Here is a 13731-nt window from a genome sequence, read left to right as displayed (position 1 = left end):
GAGGAGGCGCGGGTCGCGCCTCACGGGCCGCCTCGCGTCAGACTGGGGCCATGCAGCTCTACTCGGCCTCGCCCCTCGTCCGGACCCGCCAGGTGACCGGAGACGTCGTGGCCGTCGGCCTCGTCGTCCTCTTCGTCGTGCTCGGGGTGAGCATCGCGAGCTTCATCGGCACGTTCGCCGACCTCGGGAGGCAACTCGAGGAGGCGGGGGCCGGCTTCCAGGGCACCATGCAGGACGCGTCGCGCGCGCTGGAAGGGCTGCCGCTGGTGGGCGGTGCGGCCAGCGCCCCGTTCGACGGGGCCAGCGGGGCCGGAGAATCCCTCGCCGACGCCGGACGGCAGCAGCAGGACGGCGTGGCCCGGGCCGCGTTGGTCGCCGGACTCGTCGTCGCCGGGGTGCCGAGCCTCGTGGTGCTGTGGGTCTGGCTGCGCGGGCGGATCGCGTTCGTGCGCCGCGCCTCCTCGGTCCGTGCGCTGCTCGCCCTGCCGGGCGGCGAGGACCTGCTCGCGCTGCGGGCACTCACCGGCCGCGACGCGAAGGCCGCCCTCGCCGTGTCTCCCGACCCGGTGGCCGCCTGGCGCGCGGGGGATGCCGCGGTCGTCCGCCGCCTCGCCGACGTGGCCCTGCGGGAAGCGGGCGTGGCCCGGCGCTGACGCGGGCCGACCGGTGCCGACCTCGGGGAGAGGAGACGAGGGAACCTTTCCGGGCGATCGGACATGTACGGGAGGCAGCAACGGATCAGAGGGGACGTCGACATGACGACGAGAAGCGAGCACGACCGGTGACGGGGGACGCCGACGTCTGGGCCCGGGCGGTCGCGGGGGACCCGGCCGCGTTCGGGACCGTCTTCGACCGCCACCAGGCACGGGTGCACGGCCACGCCCTGCGGCTGTGCCGGCACCGGCACGACGCCGAGGACGTCACGGCCATGGTCTTCCTCGAGGCATGGCGCCGTCGGGACGCGGTCCGCATCGTCGACGGGTCGGTCCTCGCGTGGTTGCTCGTGACCACGGGCCACGTCGCCCAGAACCTCGCGAGGTCGACCCGTCGACACCGCATCGCCCTGGCCTCCCTGCCGCCGCACGCCGACGTGGACGATCCCGCCGACGACGTCGCGGCGCGACTCGACGTCGTCGATCGGGACCGGCGGTTGAGAGTCGCCCTGGACGGCCTGGGCAAGGCCGATCGCGACGTCCTCGGGCTCTGCGTGCTCGAGGAGTTCCCGATGGCGACCGCGGCCGAGGCTCTCGGCGTGCCCGTCGGGACCGTCAAGTCCCGACTGTCGCGGGCCAAGTCGCGACTCGCCCGAGCGATGTCGGCTTCCGAGTCGGCCTCCGGACGACCCGCCACCCTGACCGGAGAGAACCGATGAGCGACGCACCGAACGGCCCACACGACGGGCAATACCCCCACGACGCGCGGAACCCGCACGACGCGCACGGCCTCGATCGCGACCGGGCCGCGGCCGTCCGCAGCCTCCTGATCGAGACCGTCGCGCGCGAACCCGACCGCGCCCGCTCGGTCCGTCGCCGGCGGGTCGTCCTGCTGTCGGTGGCCGGCGCGGCCGCCGTGGCGCTGGCCGTCGGGGGCGTCGCGCTCGCCGGGGGCGGCACCCTGCCGTCGGGCAGCGGCGAGGCGGCGCCCACCGCGCTCCCGTCCGACCGACCCGAGGACGACCCCGGCACGTCGCCGGGCGTGGTCGAGCCGGCGGGGACGCCGTCGGCGACACCGGTCCCACCCGCGGCCCCGACGCCGGCGGTCGACGATCCGGCGGCCCCCTCGACCTGGGTCGTGTCCACCGACCGCATCGGACCGCTCGTCCTCGGCGGCCGGCTCGAGGACCAGGCCGCTCTGCTGACGACGTTCGAGCGGGGGCCGGACGACGGCTCCGGCTGTCCGGCGTCGTTCTTCTCGGACGGACGGGGGCTGACCCTCGCCCTCTCGCGGGCATCGTCGCAGGACACGACCGAGATCGCGACCGTCTCCTCCGCCCTGGCGGTCGATCCGGCCGCCCTCGCGAGCGCCACCCCCCGCACCGCGTCCGGCATCGGCCTCGGCGACGACGAGGGACGACTCCTCGCCGCGTACCCGGACGCCGAGCTCACGCTCGACCACGACGAGAACTACGGGACGCAGTACGCCGTCGCGGGCGACGACGGGCGCTACCTCGTGTTCGTGGTGGGGTCCTCCGACCGGATCACCCAGATGAGCGTGGGCACGACGCGGATCGCCCCGCCCGAGTACTGCGGATGAGACGTGACCCCGCGCCTCGGCCGGGAGGCGCGGGGCACGGGCAGGCCCGGCCCACGCGGGCCGGGTAAGCTCGGGGACCATGATCGCACTGGATTTCTCTGAGCAGATTGCCGCCCTCCGGGCCACGTTCGAAGACATCCGTGCGGTGATCGGGCAAGACCGTCTCGTCGCCGAGATCGCCGAACTCAGCGAACAGGCCTCGGCCCCCGACCTGTGGGACGACACCGACAACGCCCAGAAGGTCACCAGCGCCCTCAGCCACCGGCAGTCCGAGCTCGAGAAGCTCGAGACCACCGAGGCGCGGCTCGACGACCTCGAGGTGCTCGTCGAGATGGCCAACGACGGCGACGACCAAGAGAGCGCCGACGAGGCCCATGCCGAGCTCAGGGCCCTGCAGAAGATGATGGACGTCCTCGAGGTGCAGACGCTGCTCGACGGCGAGTACGACCCGCGCCCGGCCGTCATCACGATCCGCGCCGGGGCCGGCGGGGTCGACGCCGCCGACTTCGCCGAGATGCTGCTGCGCATGTACCTGCGCTACGCCGAGAAGCACGGCATGTCCGCCACCGTCATGGACACCAGCTACGCCGAAGAAGCCGGCATCAAGAGCGCCACCTTCGAGATCGACGCCCCCTACGCGTTCGGCACGCTCAGCGTCGAGGCCGGCACGCACCGGCTCGTGCGCATGAGCCCCTTCGGCGCCGCCGGCAAGCGCCAGACCAGCTTCGCCGCGGTCGAGGTCATCCCGCTGATGGAAGAGACCGAGTCGATCGACATCCCCGAGAACGACATCCGCGTCGACGTCTTCCGGTCCTCGGGCCCCGGCGGTCAGAGCGTCAACACGACCGACTCGGCCGTGCGGCTGACGCACATCCCGACCGGCACCGTCGTCTCGATGCAGAACGAGAAGAGCCAGATCCAGAACCGCGCCGCCGCCATGCGCGTGCTGCAGTCGCGCCTCCTGCTGCTGCAGAAAGAGGCCGAGAACGCCAAGAAGAAAGAGCTGGCGGGCAACATCACCGCCAGCTGGGGCGACCAGATCCGCAGCTACGTGCTGGCGCCCTACCAGATGGTCAAAGACCTGCGCAGCGAGCACGAGGTCAACAACCCCTCGAACGTCTTCGACGGCGATCTCGACGGCTTCATCTCGGCGGGCATCCGCTGGCGCAAGCGCGACGACCAGGACTGACCGGGCGTCGCCCGCCCGGCGGCTCCCAGCACATCCATAGCCGCCCCGCCGCAGCGAGTCGCTGCAGCGATCGTCGCCGGCCGCACTTAGGGTGATCCCCGTCATGATTCGGTTTGATGAAGTCACCAAGGTCTACGTCGGCAACCCCCGGCCCGCGCTGAACGCCGTCACCCTCGAGATCCTCAAGGGCGAGTTCGTGTTCCTCGTCGGGGCGAGCGGCTCCGGCAAGTCGAGCTTCCTGCGGCTCGTGCTGAAGGAAGAGAAGCCGTCCCAGGGCCAGATCCACGTCCTCGGGCAGCGTCTGGGGACGCTCTCGAGCCGCAAGGTGCCCTACTTCCGGCGCAACCTCGGCGTCGTGTTCCAGGACTTCCGGCTGCTGCCGCAGAAGAACGTGTTCGACAACGTCGCGTTCAGCCTCCAGGTCATCGGCAAGAGCAAGGGCTTCATCCAGGAGGCCGTGCCCGACGTCCTCAAGATGGTCGGCCTGGTCGGCAAGCAGCACCGTCTGCCGCACGAGCTCTCGGGCGGCGAGCAGCAGCGCGTCGCCATCGCCCGTGCGATCGTCAACAAGCCGGCGATCCTGCTGGCCGACGAGCCCACCGGCAACCTCGACCCGTCGACCAGCGCCGGCATCATGACCCTGCTCGAGCGCATCAACGCCGGCGGCACGACGGTCATCATGGCGACCCACGACGCGGGCATCGTCGACCAGATGCAACGACGGGTGATCGAGCTCAGCGCGGGCAACATCCTCCGCGACGAGCGTCACGGCGGCTACCAGACCCAGGCGGTGCCCATCCAGGCCATCGGGGTCGAGGACCTCAGCACGAGAGGGGCCGACGCATGAGACTCGGACTCGTCATGAGCGAGGTCGGCAGCGGCCTCCGTCGCAACGCCTCGATGGTCATCTCCGTCGTGCTCGTCACGTTCATCTCGCTGACCTTCGTCGGAACCGCGGCCCTGCTGCAGATGCAGATCACGCAGATGAAGGGCTACTGGTACGACAAGGCCCAGGTCGCCGTCTACCTCTGCACCGACACCGACACGACCGGCAACTGCACCGGGGCGATGGCGACCGAGGACCAGATCGACGGCGTCCGCGCCCAGCTCGACAGCGACGTCCTGACTCCCTACGTCGACAAGTTCTACTTCGAGGACCAGACCCAGGCCTACGACCGCTTCAAGCAGCAGTTCGCCGACAGCCCGGCCACCGAGTTCGTGCAGCCGGCGTACCTCAACGAGACCTTCTGGGTGAACCTCAAGGACCCGACGCAGTCCGACGTCCTGACCGAGAGCCTGTCGAGCCTGGCCGGCGTCCAGAGCGTCGTCGACCAGCGCGGGTACCTCGACCCGATCTTCTCGGTGCTGAACGCGGCGAGCTACACGGCCATCGGCATCGCCTCCCTCATGTTGATCGCTGCCGTGCTGCTGATTGCCACGACCATCCGGTTGAGCGCGTTCAGCCGGCGTCGAGAACTCGGCATCATGCGCCTGGTCGGGGCGTCCAACCGGTTCATCCAGACGCCGTTCATCCTCGAGGGGGTGATCGCGGCCCTCGTGGGCTCGTTGCTGGCCGGTGGGGCGATCGTCGCGATCGTGAACTTCTTCGTGAAGGGCTACCTGGCGGTGACCTTCCAGGGCACGCCGTTCATCGGCCTGCGGGACGCCGCCCTGGTCGTGCCGATCGTCATCGTCGTCGGCATCCTGCTCGCAGCCCTCAGCGCGAACGTCGCCATCAGGCGCTACCTCAAGGTCTAGAAGCCGGCCCCGTGAAGGAGGCGCGGTGTCCGTCAGACGGGCACCGCGCCTCCTTCGCTGTATACTGAACGGCTGCCTGTCGGCAGCACCCCCACCCGAACGACCAGGAGGCCAGCGTGGCGAAAGAACGCGGTGAGAAGGTCGTGGCCACGAACCGCCGCGCGCGCCACGACTACACGATCGAGACGACGTACGAGGCGGGCATCGTCCTGAGCGGCACCGAGGTCAAGTCGCTGCGACAGGGCCGCGCGTCGCTGGTCGACGGGTACGCGTTCGTCGACGCCGGCGAGGCCTGGCTCGACGCGGTGCACATCCCCGAGTACACCGAGGGCACCTGGAACAACCACGCACCCCGGCGCAAGCGCAAACTGCTGCTGCACCGCCACGAGATCGACAAGATCGGGCAGAAGACCAAAGAGGGCGGCTTCACGGTCGTCCCGCTCAAGATCTACTTCAGCGACGGTCGGGCCAAGGTCGAGATCGCCCTCGCGAAGGGAAAGCGCGAGTACGACAAGCGCCAGACCCTGCGCGAGCGCACCGCGACGCGCGAGGCGCAGTCGGCGATGTCGGCGCGCAAGCACCTGGGGGAGTGACCGGTCGGTCATCGGGCACGGGCGGGCGGGTCGCCGACGGTGGCGCGAACGCGTCGGACGACGTAGACTGATGGGCCGCACGGAAACGTGCGTTGGTAATTCAAGAGCGTGTGACGACGGCCCCCTCATGGGGATGATCGGTTTCGACATCGCCTGTGTGCGAACGAGAAGCGGGCCGAGGATCCAGGGTTATCTCGTAAACGATCTCTGGAAAACAATAAGTGCCAATAACAAGCGCACTGACTTCGCTCTCGCTGCGTAAGCAGTAGAGCCACATGGAGTCCGTCAGTCTGGTGACCGCCTTCTAACCAGATCCTGACGTCATTTAGATGGCTTGCTGTGTGACTACGCCTGGGGGTCACACGGGACTTGCACTCGGGCTGGGCTCGTCGACCTAGAAGCCAGTAACAAAGGTCGGAGCCGAGCAGAACGCCTCATCTGGCTACGCCCGTAGAATGCGTGCAATCTCAGCGATGGACGGGGGTTCAATTCCCCCCATCTCCACCACCGGCCGTCGTCACACCTCTCGAACACCGAACGCCCCCGCCTCTCGAGGCGGGGGCGCTCGTGCGTCCCGGGCCTGAGCGGTCCGCGCCGTGTCGCACCGCCGGATGAGCATCGCACCGCCGAAGTGGAAGGTGCGACGTTCATCCGGCGGTGCGACACCTGCGAAGGGGACCGGGGGAACCGGGGGCCGGGTGTGGCCGCCGCCGGACGCGGAACGGCCCCCGCCGCTGCCGAGGCAGCGACGGGGGCCGTCGTCGTGGTGCGGGTGTTACTCGCCGGCCACGTCGGTGGTCGCGAGCTTCGCGCGGCGGCGAGCGAGGACCATCAGCGTCGAGCCGAGCAGCAGCACGGCGGCGCCGATGCCGATGGCGGCCTCGGTGCCCTCGCTACCCGTGTACGCCAGGCCCGTGGTGCCGGTGGCGATCGGGGTGGCGGGCAGGGCTGCGGGCGCCACGGCGGCGACGAGGCTGAACGCGACGTCGGCCGAGGGGTCCGAGACGATCGGCTGACCGGCGGCGTCGAGCACCGGCGCGCCGTCGGCGTCGAGGAGGAACGACACGGCGGCGGCCGTGTAGTCGTTCGGCGTCAGGGCGAGGGTGACGGTCCAGTTGCCGGCGGCGTCGACGACGATCGGGTCGGCGGGGTCGGCGGGGACCGCGGCGGCACGGCTGTTGTCGGTGGCCTCGAGCTCGTCCAGCTGGTCCGTCGGGACGACGGCCAGCAGGATGTTCGAGCCGGGGGTGCCGGTGCCCTCGAAGGTGACCTGGTCACCGACGACGACCTGACCCTGGGTGGGCGAGGTGATGACCGGGGCGTCGAGGACGACGTCGGTCGGCGGGACGACCACGGCGGGCAGGTTGAACGAGCGGGGGACGTCACCCGAGCCCGCGCCGCCCGTGACCTGGGTCACGCGGACGGACTGCGCCACCGTGGCGTCGTCCGGGTAGGTGTAGTCGAGCGTCCAGCGGCCGTCGACGACGACGATCGCACCGGTGCCGGGGAGGCGGTTGCCGTCGGCGCCGAGGACGTTGACGGTCGAGCCGGAGTTGCCGGTTCCCGAGAAGGTGACGGTACGCGTGGCGGTGGTGGTGTCCGCGGCGGGCGTCTCGACGACGAGCGTCTGGCCCTGGGGCAGGACGAACGCGACGGGGGCGTCGCCGGTCCCGGAGCCACCCGTGACCTGGGTCACGCGCACGCTCTGGTTGCGGTCGACGGTCTCGGGGTAGGTGTACTGGAGCGACCACTGGCCGCCGACGACGGCGACGGCGCCGGTGCCGGGGAGGCGGTTGCCGTCGGTGCCGAGCACGTTGACGGTCGAACCCGAGATGCCGGTGCCCGAGAAGGTGACGGTGCGCGAGGCGAGCTGCTGGCCGACCTCGGGGGTCGTGACCGCGAAGACCTCGACCGGGGCGACGGCGGGCAGGCTGAACGAGCGCGTGACGGTCGGGTCGAAGCCGCTGAAGCCCTTCTCGCCGTCCACGAAGATGGTCTGCGCCACGATCGCCGTGTCGGGGTACTGGATCGTCGTCGAGAAGGCGCCGCTGGCGTCGGTGGTCGTGCGGGCGAGCACGGCTCCGTCGGTGTCGGTGTCCTTGATGATCACGTTGGCGTCGGCGATCGCCGTACCCGCCACGGTGACCAGACGCGAGTCCGTGGTCGAGGCGGCGGTCGGCGAGGTGACGATCAGGTCACTGTCGACGGCCTGGGCCGCCGTGGTGGAGAGGAGGGCCCCTCCGAGGGCGAGCGTGAGGACGGCCGGGACGGCCACCGCACGGCGCCAGGAGAACTTGGTGATCACGTGGTGAGTGCTTTCTTGATCGGTGGTGCAAGCGTCATCGCTTGTCCGCCCCCGGCCCAGCGCCGGGTGAGACACGCAGCACGAAGGGAGCCCCCCGTGCCCATCGAACCTATCCGTAAGCTGAGAGAAACCCACCGAACTGTCCGGAATGCGCAGGGTGGTTGTCGCGTCACCCCTGTTTCACCTGGGTGAGAGTCGACGCCGGGGCCGGCGGCTCGGCAGGCGGGGCGTCAGACCGGCGCGGGCCCCGACGACCCCCGCCGCACGAGCGACGCGGGTGGCGCCTCGACCGACGCCACGGCCTCTCCCGCGAGCACGCCGAGCAGCATGCCCGCCGCCACCTCGCCGAGGCGTTGCACGTCGTGGCTGACCGCCGAGAGCGGGGGCGTCGACAACTGGCACTGCGACGAGTCGTCCCACGCGACGAGCGTCAGTCGCGTCGGCACCTCGACCCCGAGTCGCTGCGCCGCGGCGAGGCCGCCGAGCGCCATCTGGTCGTTGTCGAAGACGACGGCCGTCGGCGGCGTCGGCCCCGAGAGCAGACGCGAGAGGGCGGCCGCGCCGGCGTCCCACGAGTAGTCGCCCTCGATCGTCTCGACGACGGACGAGGAGGCGCGACTCGCGGCGACCAGCGCCTCCTGCCTGACCTGCGTGTGCAGCAGCGCCACCGGGCCCGACACGTGCGCGAGTCGACGGTGCCCGTCCGCGACGAGCGCGGCGACGGTGTCGCGCATGGCGACGCCGTCGCCGGTCCAGACGGCGGGCAGGTCTCCCGAGAGGGCAGGGTCGCCGAGCACGACCGCGGGCAGGCCGAGCTCGCGCAGCAGGGCCGGTCGGGGGTCGTCGTCGGTGAGGTCGACGAGCACGACCGCGCCGAAGTCGCCCGAGGCCGCCCACCGCCGGTAGGCCGACAGCTCGGCGTCGCGGTCGGCGAGGGCCTGCAGCAGCAGGGTGTGGCCGCGGGGGCGCAGCACCCGTTCGATGCCGGCGATGAGTTCGTGGTAGAACGGCTCCGCCCCCAAGATCTCGCCGGGGCGGACGAGGGCGAGACCGACACGACGGCGGTCGCCCGGCCCGGCAGGGGCCACCCGGGTGTCGACGATCGAGTCGGTCATGCGCCCGAACCTACAGCCCCCGACAGGTCGGAGCGACGCCCGTGGTGACCCGCGACCCCGACCGGACCCCGACGCACCCCCCTGCCCGGCCCGCGACGCCGTGGCGGTCGCGCACCTCGGCGCCCACCCCGGCACAGCCCACGGCGCAGCCCGCCTCGCAGCCGGCGCCCCAGCCGGCGCCGCAGACCAGCCGCGACCTCGTGGTCGACCTCGTGCGGTCGTCGGGCCCGATCAGCCGCGTCGAGCTCGCCCAGGCCAGCGGGCTGACGCAGGCGTCGATCTCGACGATCGTCCGGCGGCTGCTGGACGAGGGGCTCGTCCGGGAGACCGGCCGGGTCGCGTCGACCGGTGGCAAGCCGCGCACGATGGTCGAGATCAACCCGCGTGCCGTCTACGGCATGGGCGTGCAGATCGGCGAGGACGCGCTCACCTACGTCGTCACCGACATGCGCGGGGGAGTCGTCGGGCGCCTGCAGGTCGACGCCGGCCCCGCCGCGTCCGACGACGTCACGGCCGCCGCGGTCCGCATAGTGGACGGCTTCCACGACGTCGTCGGCAGCCTCGGCCTCGCGAGCGGGGCGGTGGCCGGCCTGGCCGTCGTCGGCCCCCGCGCCACCCTTGCCCACGGGGTGCGCACCGGGCCCCGCTCGACCGAGAGCGCCCTCCACGCCGGGCTGCACGCCGCGCTGGCCCTGCGCCTCGGCCTGCCCGTGATCGTCGACAACGACGCGGCGGCCGCCGCGCTCGGCGAGTTCTGGAGCCGCCAGGTGCCGCGCTCCGAGACCTTCGCCTGCGTCTACCTCGGCACGGGGGTGGGCTCGGGCATCGTGCTCGACGGGGCCCTGCACCGGGGCGCGAGCTCGGGCGCCGGAGAGCTCGGCCACGTGTCGATCGACCTCGACGGCGAGCCCTGCTACTGCGGCAACCGCGGCTGCCTCGAGCTCGCGGCGTCGCCCGGGGCCGTCGTCGCCCGGGCCCGTCGCGACGCCGCCGCGTTCGACGACCTCGGCCTCGCCTGGGCACCGGGCGGGGTCGCGCGCGACTTCGACCTGCTCGCCCGCGCGGCGATCGCCGGTCACGCCGCGGCCGACGGGCTCGTCACGCGCGCCGCCGAGCAGCTCGCCGCGGGGGTCGTCACGCTCGCCAACCTGCTCGACCTCGACCGCGTCGTGCTGAGCGGACCCGGAGTCGCGGTCGCCGGCTCGATCTACGCCCGGGCGGCCGTCGAGGCACTGGCCCGCACGGCGTTCTCGCGGGGCGTGCACACCACGAGGGTCGAGGTCTCGACCGACCCGCGCGACGCGGCCGCGATCGGTGCGGCCGCCCTCGTCGTGCAACGCGCCATCTCGCGCTGACCCCGCGACGGTGCCCGGACCCGGCCCGCGCCTCCTCGGCATCGCGAGTCGTGCACTGCACCGCGCCCGGTCGGCGGCCCGGGCGGGCCCGCACGTCTCCGCGCCGCGTTCCGTGCAGTGCACCGCGTCTAGTCGGGGTGCCGTGCACGAAACGCGGTGTGGTGCGTGGGGAAGGTGCGCCGCACAGCATGCACCCGCTGCCCGCGGGCCCGCACGTCTCCGCGCCGCGTTCCGTGCAGCACACCGCGTCTAGTCGGGGTGCCGTGCACGAAACGCGGTGTGGTGCGGGCCGGGCGAGCGCGGGTCGGGCCGGTGTGGTTCGTCGCGGCACCGCAGGAGGTGCGGGTCACGATCCCGACACGTCCTCACGACTTTCTTGACTCGCTTACGTAAGTCGTCTAAGAAAGACCCCGGGACCAGGCGACGGCGCCTGGCACGACGAAGGGTCGACGATGCCTCTCTCCATGACCAACCGCCGACGGGTCGGGTTCGGTGCGATCGCACTCGCGACCGCCGCGGGCCTCGCGCTCACCGGCTGCACCGCCTCGAGCGGCGGCGACGAAGGCGGCATCACCGCCAACACGGGCCCGGCGGGCGACCTCACGGCCAACTTCAACCCGTTCTCGGCCACGGCCGACAGCACCTCGCAGGGCCTGCTCTACGAGCAGCTCTTCTACTACAACGTGCTCACCGGCGCCGACCCCAAGCCCATGCTGGGCGAGGAGTACGAGTGGAACGACGACGGCACCGAGCTGACCGTCGACCTGCGCACCGGCGTGCAGTGGAGCGACGGCGAGGACTTCACGGCGGACGACGTCGCGTACACGTTCCAGACGATGCTCGACAAGCCCGAGCTGAACCGCGTCGGGTTCGAGGGCACCGTCGAGGCCACGGACGACGACACGGTGGTCTTCACCTTCGCCGACACCTCGTTCGTCAAGGGCCCGGACATCCTCGGCCAGGCCGCGATCGTGCCCGAGCACGTCTTCTCGAAGCTGTCCGACATCGCGACCGACCCGGTCGAGAAGCCGATCGGCACCGGGCCGTACATGCTCGACACCTTCACCCCGCAGAGCTACGTCTACAAGGCGAACCCGAACTACTGGCAGTCGGGCAAGCCCGAGGTCAAGAGCATCCGGTACATCGCCCTGGCGAACAACACCTCGGCCACCGACGCGATCGTCGGCGGCGACCTCGACTGGTCGAGCATCTTCATCCCCGAGGCCGACAAGGTGCTCGGCAGCAACCCCGACGTCAGCTACGTGGCCACCCCGCTGCAGCAGATCACGTTGATGACCTGCTCGAACGCCGACCTCGGCTGCACGGGCCCGCAGACCGACCCGGCCGTGCGCCAGGCGATCTACAAGGCGATGAACCGCGACCAGCTGAACGACCTGGCCTTCTCGGGCACGAACAAGCAGATCTCGCCGACCTTCATGACCCTCGGTCGTGACGACGACTACATCAGCCCCGACGTCGAGAAGGAGACGCCGATGACGGCCGACACCGAGGGCGCCGACGCGCTCCTGCAGTCGGCCGGCTACGCGAAGGGCTCGGACGGCATCTACGCCAAGGACGGCCAGAAGCTGCAGCTCGAGATCCAGGTCGTCACCGGCTACTCGGACTACATCGCGGCGATCGACGCCATGGCCGAACAGCTGCGCGCGGTCGGCATCGAGATCACGCAGAGCGCCAAGTCGTACAACGAGTGGGTCGCCGCCCGAAACAACGGGCAGTTCCAGCTGACGATGGACTCGCTCGGCCAGGGCCCGTCGACCGACCCGTACTACCTCTACAACGGCAACTTCGACTCGACGACGACCTCGCCGGTGGGCGAGCAGGCGATCAACAACTTCGCCCGCTACTCGAACCCGACCGTCGACGCCGCGATCGTCGCGGCCGAGCAGACCGACGACGTCGCGGCCAAGACCGAGCAGTACTTCACGATACAGAAGGAGATCGTGGCGGACATGCCGTACATCCCCGTGCTGCTGCAGTCCACGCTGACCGAGTTCAACAGCGCGAAGGTGACCGGCTGGCCCACGGGGGACGACGACACCGAGAACTTCCCGGCGACGTGGAAGACCTGGGACAACGCCCAGACCGTCCTGAACCTGAAGCTCAAGTGATCGTGGTCGGGACCGAGAAGGTCAGGAGGCGCGGATGAGGTACGTCGCGCAGAAGGTCGGCTTCTACGCGGTCGCGTTGTTCGCGGCCCTGACGCTGAACTTCTTCATCCCGCGGTTGCTGCCCGGTGACCCGGTGGACATCCTGCTGGCCAAGATGCAGCAGAAGGGACCGGTCAGCGAGGCGACCGTGACCAGCCTGCGCCTCCTTCTCGGTTCCGACTCGGACGAACCCCTGTTCTCGCAGTACGTGCAGTACCTCGGCAACCTGGCCCGGGGGGACCTCGGCATCTCGGTGTCGTACTTCCCGGCCGGGGTGTCGACCATCATCGGCCAGGCCATCCCGTGGACGATCGCCCTGATCGGCATCGCGACGATCCTGTCGTTCGTCTTCGGGGTGGGGCTCGGGACCCTCGCCGGCTGGAAGCGCGGTTCGGTGCTGGACAACTTCATCCCGGTGACGACGATGTTCCAGGCGGTGCCGTACTTCTGGCTCGCGCTCATCCTGTTGTACGTGTTCGGCAGCGTCCTGCGGGTGTTCCCGCTGTCGGGCGGCTACAACGTGTACGAGGCGACTCCGGGGCTCAACTGGACGTTCGTCCAGAGCGCGGTGCTCTACGGCACGCTGCCGGCGTTGACGATCATCATCTCGTCGGTCGGCGGCTGGCTGCTCGGCATGCGCAACATGATGGTGTCGACCCTCAGCGAGGACTACATCGTCACCGCCGAGGCCAAGGGCCTGTCGCCGATGCGCATCCGCCAGAGCTACGCGGCCCGCAACGCGGTGCTGCCGCAGTTCGCGGGCTTCGCGATCTCGCTCGGGTTCGTCGTGTCGGGCTCCATCGTGACCGAGCAGGTGTTCTCGTACCCGGGCATCGGCAACGCGCTCTTCACGGCGACGCAGAACAACGACTACGCGCTGATGCAGGGCATCTTCCTGGTCATCACCCTCGCCGTGCTGGGGACGAACTTCATCGTCGACCTGATGTACGGCTTCATCGACCCGCGCACGCGCGCCAAGCGTTAGGACGACGAGC

The 13731-nt window shown here is 70.8% G+C and carries 12 protein-coding genes and 1 other RNA gene; 11 read left to right on the top strand and 2 right to left on the bottom strand.

Going from position 1 to position 13731, the window contains the following annotated elements; genetic code table 11:
* The first annotated feature begins 50 nt into the window (after window positions 1–50).
* The 8 genes from ACVJ1F_RS07930 (at window position 51) to ssrA (ending at window position 6300) form a co-directional block, all read left to right on the top strand.
* A complete protein-coding gene (locus ACVJ1F_RS07930) occupies window positions 51–653 on the top strand; it encodes a hypothetical protein (RefSeq protein WP_456885552.1) in 603 nt (200 codons plus the stop codon).
* A 128-nt stretch (window positions 654–781) separates the two neighbouring features.
* Window positions 782–1372: an RNA polymerase sigma factor gene (locus ACVJ1F_RS07925; RefSeq protein WP_456885551.1), complete on the top strand. Its 591-nt coding sequence runs from the start codon at window positions 782–784 to the stop codon at window positions 1370–1372.
* Window positions 1369–2253 carry a hypothetical protein gene (locus ACVJ1F_RS07920; RefSeq protein ID WP_456885550.1) on the top strand — a complete coding sequence of 295 codons (885 nt, stop codon included), beginning with the start codon at window positions 1369–1371 and terminating at the stop codon, window positions 2251–2253. Before ACVJ1F_RS07925 ends, ACVJ1F_RS07920 begins: the two co-directional genes overlap by 4 nt.
* A 79-nt stretch (window positions 2254–2332) precedes the next feature.
* A complete protein-coding gene (prfB, locus tag ACVJ1F_RS07915) occupies window positions 2333–3442 on the top strand; it encodes a peptide chain release factor 2 (protein ID WP_456885549.1) in 1110 nt (369 codons plus the stop codon).
* A gap of 103 nt (window positions 3443–3545) precedes the next feature.
* A complete protein-coding gene (gene ftsE / locus ACVJ1F_RS07910) occupies window positions 3546–4289 on the top strand; it encodes a cell division ATP-binding protein FtsE (RefSeq protein WP_043593759.1) in 744 nt (247 codons plus the stop codon).
* A complete protein-coding gene (ftsX, locus tag ACVJ1F_RS07905) occupies window positions 4286–5200 on the top strand; it encodes a permease-like cell division protein FtsX (protein WP_456885548.1) in 915 nt (304 codons plus the stop codon). Before ftsE ends, ftsX begins: the two co-directional genes overlap by 4 nt.
* Window positions 5201–5316: 116 nt before the next feature.
* Window positions 5317–5793, top strand: coding sequence for an SsrA-binding protein SmpB (gene smpB, locus ACVJ1F_RS07900; RefSeq protein ID WP_056046102.1), 477 nt, complete (start codon window positions 5317–5319; stop codon window positions 5791–5793).
* A gap of 129 nt (window positions 5794–5922) precedes the next feature.
* Window positions 5923–6300: a transfer-messenger RNA gene (ssrA, locus tag ACVJ1F_RS07895) on the top strand.
* Between the two features lie 268 nt (window positions 6301–6568).
* On the opposite strand, the gene ACVJ1F_RS07890 is transcribed toward ssrA, so the two are convergent.
* Window positions 6569–8098 (bottom strand): hypothetical protein, encoded by a 1530-nt coding sequence (locus ACVJ1F_RS07890; RefSeq protein WP_456885547.1) that lies wholly within the window; start codon window positions 8096–8098, stop codon window positions 6569–6571.
* Between the two features lie 230 nt (window positions 8099–8328).
* On the bottom strand, window positions 8329–9213 hold the full coding sequence (locus ACVJ1F_RS07885) for a LacI family DNA-binding transcriptional regulator (RefSeq protein WP_159826349.1): 885 nt from the start codon (window positions 9211–9213) through the stop codon (window positions 8329–8331).
* Between the two features lie 41 nt (window positions 9214–9254).
* Here ACVJ1F_RS07885 and ACVJ1F_RS07880 point away from each other — a divergent pair, with 41 nt between their 5' ends.
* The 3 genes from ACVJ1F_RS07880 (at window position 9255) to ACVJ1F_RS07870 (ending at window position 13721) form a co-directional block, all read left to right on the top strand.
* The gene (locus tag ACVJ1F_RS07880; protein WP_456885546.1) at window positions 9255–10568 is read left to right on the top strand and encodes an ROK family protein; all 1314 of its coding nucleotides are present in this window, start codon (window positions 9255–9257) and stop codon (window positions 10566–10568) included.
* Between the two features lie 452 nt (window positions 10569–11020).
* On the top strand, window positions 11021–12697 hold the full coding sequence (locus ACVJ1F_RS07875; protein ID WP_199736200.1) for an ABC transporter substrate-binding protein: 1677 nt from the start codon (window positions 11021–11023) through the stop codon (window positions 12695–12697).
* A 34-nt stretch (window positions 12698–12731) separates the two neighbouring features.
* Window positions 12732–13721, top strand: coding sequence for an ABC transporter permease (locus ACVJ1F_RS07870; protein ID WP_123570318.1), 990 nt, complete (start codon window positions 12732–12734; stop codon window positions 13719–13721).
* Window positions 13722–13731: the final 10 nt, after the last annotated feature.

Source organism: Frigoribacterium sp. 2355, from assembly GCF_054060695.1.
Note: the sequence above shows the minus strand (reverse complement) of the source record. Positions and strands in the feature narration are given on the sequence as shown.